The organism is Parashewanella curva (genome assembly GCF_003675895.1).
GTDB lineage: Bacteria > Pseudomonadota > Gammaproteobacteria > Enterobacterales > Shewanellaceae > Parashewanella > Parashewanella curva.
In genome coordinates this window covers 37883-44622 of record NZ_ML014786.1, presented here as the reverse complement: position 1 = coordinate 44622, position 6740 = coordinate 37883, and the positions used below count along the sequence as shown (strand labels likewise).

Annotated in this window: 5 protein-coding genes; 4 read left to right on the top strand and 1 reads right to left on the bottom strand. The window is 38.5% G+C overall.

Annotated elements, in window-relative coordinates:
* Positions 1–139: 139 nt before the first annotated feature.
* The gene (locus tag D5018_RS12750; protein ID WP_121839386.1) at positions 140–745 is read right to left on the bottom strand and encodes a Yip1 family protein; all 606 of its coding nucleotides are present in this window, start codon (positions 743–745) and stop codon (positions 140–142) included.
* An 834-nt stretch (positions 746–1579) separates the two neighbouring features.
* Here D5018_RS12750 and D5018_RS12740 point away from each other — a divergent pair.
* The 4 genes from D5018_RS12740 (at position 1580) to D5018_RS12730 (ending at position 6511) form a co-directional block, all read left to right on the top strand.
* A complete protein-coding gene (locus D5018_RS12740; protein WP_121839384.1) occupies positions 1580–2734 on the top strand; it encodes an aromatic ring-hydroxylating oxygenase subunit alpha in 1155 nt (384 codons plus the stop codon).
* 265 nt (positions 2735–2999) lie between these two features.
* On the top strand, positions 3000–4037 hold the full coding sequence (locus D5018_RS12735) for a 2Fe-2S iron-sulfur cluster-binding protein (RefSeq protein ID WP_121839383.1): 1038 nt from the start codon (positions 3000–3002) through the stop codon (positions 4035–4037).
* 472 nt (positions 4038–4509) lie between these two features.
* Positions 4510–4821: a hypothetical protein gene (locus D5018_RS21555; protein ID WP_133309289.1), complete on the top strand. Its 312-nt coding sequence runs from the start codon at positions 4510–4512 to the stop codon at positions 4819–4821.
* 247 nt (positions 4822–5068) lie between these two features.
* Positions 5069–6511 (top strand): hypothetical protein, encoded by a 1443-nt coding sequence (locus tag D5018_RS12730; RefSeq protein ID WP_121839382.1) that lies wholly within the window; start codon positions 5069–5071, stop codon positions 6509–6511.
* The last annotated feature ends 229 nt before the right edge of the window (positions 6512–6740 follow it).

Here is a 6740-nt window from a genome sequence, read left to right as displayed (position 1 = left end):
GATGGGACTGTACTCGTTGTTAGAAGGGTACAAGACGTTAGCAGTATAATTGGAACCGCCGTATGCGACATCGCTTGTACGGTGGTGTGAGAGGACGGGAGCCGTGAGGCTCCCTCCTACTCGATTTTAGCAATTGAACCTATCCGCCTGCTAATTCTGGGCCAAAGCCATTACTCCATAAAATTACGCTTGTTGCCATTAATGCTACTAGTAGACATAGGCCACATGTGACGAGAGAACTCGAATAAATAAAGCCCTTTTCTTCAGGTATATTCATAATGATGGGAACGCCTGTGTAGAGTAAGTATACAGAGTAAGCAACCCCAAATAGTCCTACTGTCATCATAAACCATAGCTCTGGATAGAGTGCCGATAATCCGACCATAAACATGGGAGTAGCGGTATATGAAGCTAATTCAATGGCTTGAGTAAAGGTAGGTTTAGCATCAAAGGTTTTTGCCATCCAATGGGCTAAATATGCGAGAGCAAACACGCCAACCAATAAACCGAAGTACATAGCAATAGACATTAAAATCGCGCTATGAGTAGTTAAAAATAATTTCTCTGAGCTTGCTACAGGATTCCAACCAATATGAGCAGAGCCGATATATGCACAAAGTGCAGGAATTAAAGCAACTAATAACACATGAGATAAACTACTTTGTAGCGATTCATGGTTTTTTTCAATGTTTTGCCACTCTTTCTTAGGTTGGGTATATAAACCCATTAGGTGATTTAAGATCATTATAATTATCCCTTTTCATTACTCGTTTACCATCCATGGTCATTATTAGCTAATGATCCACGGTGCCTCGGACAAGGTATCAATTGCCTTAACCAACTCCCGAATAAACAAATAATGGTTTAGACAATTTTTACGTCTCACACCACAGTGCAGGAAACCTGCACAAACCTTATGGTTATAGTCTATTTATTGAACAAAAATTTAAAAGAGTCAAGCTATATAGCTAAATCAATATAAAATGACGCACTCAGCTGGAATTAAAAGAAGTTTAGGCAAGGCAAATCGGTGAATACATAGTTGTTACCGACATACAAAGCTGTCGTTATTACATTGCTACGTTGAGACGATTTAACACAGCATAAATTTCTTTTAAACCAGCCTGCTAGGAGCTTCTGTGGAGGCACACTTTTTTGTTACATCAATTTATAAGGTATCTACATTATTGTATTGATGCGCCTCAAATTGTGTCTCCACAGAAAGCTCTGAGAAAGTCATTTTATATTGGTTTAGCTATAGATATAAATCAGCCTCTATTCGGTGGCATAATTGACTCTATTTAATGTTATGGTATATTTATTTTCATTGTGACAATTTATATTTGAGGTTCAATTATGTTCATGTCTTTACCTTGGAGCTATTGGCTTGGTTTTTTCCTTATTTTATGGCTGTTATTCGACTTGGTTCGAGGAGAGGCCTATATCTGGCAATCTTATAAACGTGAGGAAGAACCAGGGATGTACTGGTTTACCATGTTAATTTGGGCTGTAGTTGCAGCGAGTTGCTTCATCTTTGTGTAGTTTTTCGTTGTTATGATGCATTCTTTAGGAAGTTAGTATGAATAAAAATGATGTGATTCCGCTAAAAGCCTATACCGATCCCGAGTGGTTCGATTTGGAAATGAAGCATATTTTTTCCAAGAATTGGTATTTTGCTGGTTTGATGGAGGATATTACTGAGCCGGGTCAGTACAAATCTATTCAAGCAGGTTTGAACAGCATCATTATCGTAATGGGGCGAGATCATCGCTTAAGAGCTTTCCACAATATGTGTCGTCATAAAGGAACTCAATTATTAAGAGCAGAAGGAAAGGCACAAAAATCGATAACTTGTCCATATCATGATTGGACTTACGATCTCGAAGGTGAGCTTATATCTGTACCGAAAATGGCGGCTGAGTTTGCGAACTTAGATAAAAGTTGCCTTGGACTGAAACGTGCTTCAGTCGATATTTGGCGAGGTATGCTTTGGGTGCATCCAGATGAAAATCCTATGTCTATCACTGAATGGTTTAGCCCAGTTGAAAGCTTGCTAGGGCCACACCAAGTAGAAAAATTAATTGAAGCGAAAGATTATAAAGTTGTTGAAGAAATAAATGCTAACTGGAAAATCGTGGTTGAGAACTATATCGACCATTACCATCTTGCTCAACTTCATAGTGGTACGCTAAATATGTATGATCACTCAAAAGCGGAATTTGGTTTTGCTGGACCACACTTTGCATTTTGGGAACCTCTCGATGAGGAGTATGCCGCAAACCTTGAAAAACACTCTTCAATGCCATTGATTGATCATATCCCAAAAGAGTTACTTGGTGCTTACGTCCCTATGTTGTTTCCAGGGATTGGATTAGGTGAATCAGAAGCGGCTTGGTCAGTATTCCATGTTATTCCTGTCTCTGTAGATAAAACACGAGTTGAAGTCAGAACCAAAGTGATGCCAGCATCGGATTGGGAGTTTGCCAAATATAGTATGCGTTCGGCTTCTTTTTGGCAGAAACGAATCACGGCCAAATATCCAAATGAAGACAGCAAGCACCCGCTTGGTTCAGCTGATTTTATGCAAGAAGACATTTATGTTTGTGAGCAGCAACAAAAATCATTTCAAAGTCCTTATTTTGAACTCGGACCTTCGGCTGAGAATGGGGAATCGCCTGTTCGGGAGCATCAACAAGTGGTGTTAGAGTATTTGAAGCCGTATTTGTCGGAATAATACCAATCCGCATTGAAATGTGCTCACTCAGCAAGAAACAAAGGCTTGCAGAGCAAGGCACCAGTTTGAAATACTATTGAGATAATATGAAAACTTGTAACATAGCTATGAAAGCCTTTGTCCTTGCCCTCGGGAGCTTGCCAGTGTCACAATTACTGCCCTAAATTTCTTTGACGTAGTGCAGCTATGTCTGCATCAATTTAGATTGTACTTGCACCACTGGCACAGCTCTGAGCTGTTCACATCTCAATAAGGATTGGTATAAATGCACTGGTATGATTTAACTGTTTCGAATATTTCACAAGAAACAAAAGATTCTGTTTCTGTGTGTTTTTCAATTGCTGATAATTTAAAGGATTTATTTCATTGGAAAGCTGGGCAGCATATCAGGCTTCAATTCGAAGTAGCTGGAGAAAGTTATACTCGAAACTATTCAGTCTCATCGGATAAACCCAACAAACTTAGAATTACCGTAAAAAAGGTTAAGAAGGGCAGAGTTTCAACATACATCAATGAGGGATTAAGTGTTGGTGAACTAGTTAAAGCGACTCAGCCAAATGGAAACTTTGTTTTAGAGCCAGAACAGAGCAAAAGAAGAAGTCATTATTTTTTTGCGGCAGGCTCCGGAATTACTCCTATTTACGCTATGATCACCAGTGTGCTTGAAAAAGAAGCCAATAGTTTTGCTTATTTGCTATATGGAAATAAAGATGGGGCAAGCACTATTTTTGCTGACGAGCTTAACCAATTAGAAAAGAAATATTCCGATAGATTAGTGGTACAGCATTGTCACAGTTCACCTAGCTGGTTTAAGTCAAGCCCTTGGCGAACGGGTAGGATTGATGATAAAGCGGTTCAAGCTTTTATTAGTGAAAACCCACCGTATGCCCAAGACTGCCAATATTATATTTGCGGCCCAGATTCCTTTATCCCAAATGTTAAGTCAGCATTAAAGGGCATCGATGTGCCTAATAATAGAATTCATTCCGAATACTTTGGCTTAGGAAAACCGACAGAGCTTGAAGGTGGTGTAGATGCTGATTTACAAGTGCTGTTGAATGGTGAGCAGCATAAGTTAAAGGTGAATGCTGGTGAAAGTTTGCTGCAAGCTATGCTTGAAGCAGGGATTAATGCTCCTCATTCTTGTGAGGCAGGGCTGTGTGGTACTTGCCAATGTGTATTAGAAGATGGTGAAGTTAATATGCCAAATAATTCAGCACTTGAAGAAAGTGAAGTTAAATCAGGGAAAATTCTAGCTTGCCAAGCCGTCCCACATTCCCCAAAACTTAAGGTTACCTTTTAAGTTCAGGTTAAATACAGTCTCAAATACTTACACTGAGGGAATCGTCGTATCAAGGTTTCCTTCAGATTATGAATCCCAAATATATACTCGTGATACTTGAAGATGCAACTTTCAGGGCTTTTTCAGCATTGCATTATTCGAGGCGTGAAAGTGAAGAACTAGCGGGCTAATTTAAGCTTTCGCAACAAAGAATAATGCAATGCTGAAAAGCCCACGCAGTGCGAGTTTAATTGCCTTTTTCACTGCGTTATTTACCCTTGAAATAGAACAACTATTCCTACGGATAAATGCCTTGTCTAAATGGTAATAAATTCTCGCTGAAATCCTGCATCTTCAGGTATCACGAGTATAAATTGGCCATAGTGTTATCGGTTTGCTTGAGTGCAGTTATTAACTCATGTTACGCACTAACAGCTTTACAGAACTTCAGTCTCTAAAAGCTGTTAGTGCGTAACATGATTTATCTCTTCAAATGGCAAAACTAATCAAATTAGGAGATGCCTTTCAAAATGACCTTCTCGATCCTTCAGTCTTTAAAGATGGACGATTTTATATTGTAGATAGTGTTGATGCAGAAGGGCGGATAAAGCTTAAAACGATTGCACCTTTGCCAAACGGTGTGCAATCTCACTATTTTGATTTTTCTCGACTCAGTAACGGTGACATAACATGGTGGGGAAGCCGAGTCCGCTGGTTGATTAATGACGAAAAAGGTAATGAAAAATGCAAGAAGGGTATTTTGGTTATCATGCTCCAGATGGAAGCTATGGAATCCTCAATTTAAATGATGGTGTTAAATCATTATCAACCTTACCTAAAAAAGGCGAAGTGATAGCGTTTGAATTTGCAAAAGTTGGATGAGTCTCAAGATGTTCGATTGTGTATGGCTTAAAAACAATAAGTTTTAAGCCATTTTTTGCGTTCATCAAAGCTAAAGAGAAGTGGTGTGCAGATGGCAACAGTGTGAGTTCAGACTGTATTCAGGCATTTGTTATTAACATTGAGTAAATCGATTCAACTTAATCAACACTATGAACGCGATCAATAAACTTGCATCAATGGCATGCCTTGGGTTAACCATGGTAATGAATAATGCTTTTTCAGAAGACATTTCAGTGCATTTAGAGTGTTCAGCTGATGTTTCTGCTCCAGCTATTCTCACTATCCCTAGAGTCCTTGGTTTTTTTTCAATACGTCCGGCTATTACACCTAATAATATCACTAGTTTGTGGGTGTTTGGGCCATTAGTACCGGGCTTTAACACCATTCTTTTTTCAGGCCTTAAGGAGTCCATAAATTATAGTGTTGAGTTAAATAAACTGGCTACTGATCAACAGTCAGGCAAACAAGTAAGGCGCTTAAAACTTAAATTTGGAAGCCCGAAGCAAGATAATAATTTCAGTAACTCAGAGTCAGATACCGTTAAAATTAAGGGATATAATCACTTTTGCGTGAATAACCCCAATGTTCAAAAAGATTTAAAAGGAGAGGTCAAATTAGGGACAAAATACATAACGCCTCATTATGGTTTAATAAGCCTGCCTGGAGTCGTAACCACTGATGACGCTATTCCCGTTGACTTTAAAGGTGGTAATGGTTCACCTTTGAGCATTTATATTGAAGGTGGGATCACTGAGACTGGGATTAATTATTCAAAAGCAATTCCAAAAGATAACCCATTTGATAATATCGATTTAACTCTAATACCAAGTAATAATGAGTCTTTACTACCTGACGCTTCATATAGAAAGGGGGAAATAACATTTCTTCCTTACTATTCACAACATAATCCAATTGGCAGCTATAGTGATGCTGCTAGTTATGAAATTGATTCTCATAGCATCAATCTTTCAGTTGCAAGAATTGATAAAGATACAGTAGTTGATACTGACTTTAATAGTTTACCTTCAATTCAACAAACGCTGGCTGGTTACGATGCTCCACCTCCTGCACCCGGTTGGTATGTTCCTGATGTTACCCTTCAGAAAATGAATGCGGAAAATCAACCTGATATCTTTGAGTCCGTAAAATCGTTTAGCCAAGTTCCAGTTGTTATCAGTAGTAATGATTCTAAAGAGTCAATTCAAATGGCAGAGTTGATCGAGCAGGGGAGTGTGTTCCAAAACCAATTATTAAACCCTAATGTCTTTGACAATGGTCGATTTTATATCGTCGACAGTGTTGATTCTGAAGGTAGAGTTAGACTGAAGAAGTTACAACCAAATGATGATACTACTCCAATCTATTTCGATTTTTCCAAGCTTAGTGATGGCAATATAACTAAGTTTGGAAATTTAATTCGGTGGTTAATTAAGGATGAAAAAGGAAATGACAAAATTCAAGAAGGATATTTTGCTTGGCATGCACCTGATGGTAGCTACGCCTTCCTTAATTTGTATAGTGGAGGTAAGTCATTATCGACCTTGCCTAAAAAAGATGATGTGATTGCATTTGAGTTTGCAAAAGTAGAATAAGTTTGCGCATAAAGTGAATGAAATTTAATTACGCGAGATACCAAAACTTTTTATAATCTCAGCATCTTGAGTTCCTGTAGCCGTTAGCATTATGTATAAAAAGCCTATTTGATTTCAGTTCAACTCATTGTTATTTTTAATTTTCGGTATTTTATCGCCAGTAGTGCATGCCGGTACAGTAAGGATCAATGTTAACTGTGACTCCTATGATGGCTATGCGACGATAACA

Bases quoted from the DNA above. Each gene is read 5' to 3' on its own strand.
- D5018_RS12750 (WP_121839386.1), bottom strand. From the start codon at position 745: ATGATCTTAAATCACCTAATGGGTTTATATACCCAACCTAAGAAAGAG.
- D5018_RS12740 (WP_121839384.1), top strand. From the start codon at position 1,580: ATGAATAAAAATGATGTGATTCCGCTAAAAGCCTATACCGATCCCGAG.
- D5018_RS12735 (WP_121839383.1), top strand. From the start codon at position 3,000: ATGCACTGGTATGATTTAACTGTTTCGAATATTTCACAAGAAACAAAA.
- D5018_RS21555 (WP_133309289.1), top strand. From the start codon at position 4,510: ATGGCAAAACTAATCAAATTAGGAGATGCCTTTCAAAATGACCTTCTC.
- D5018_RS12730 (WP_121839382.1), top strand. From the start codon at position 5,069: ATGAACGCGATCAATAAACTTGCATCAATGGCATGCCTTGGGTTAACC.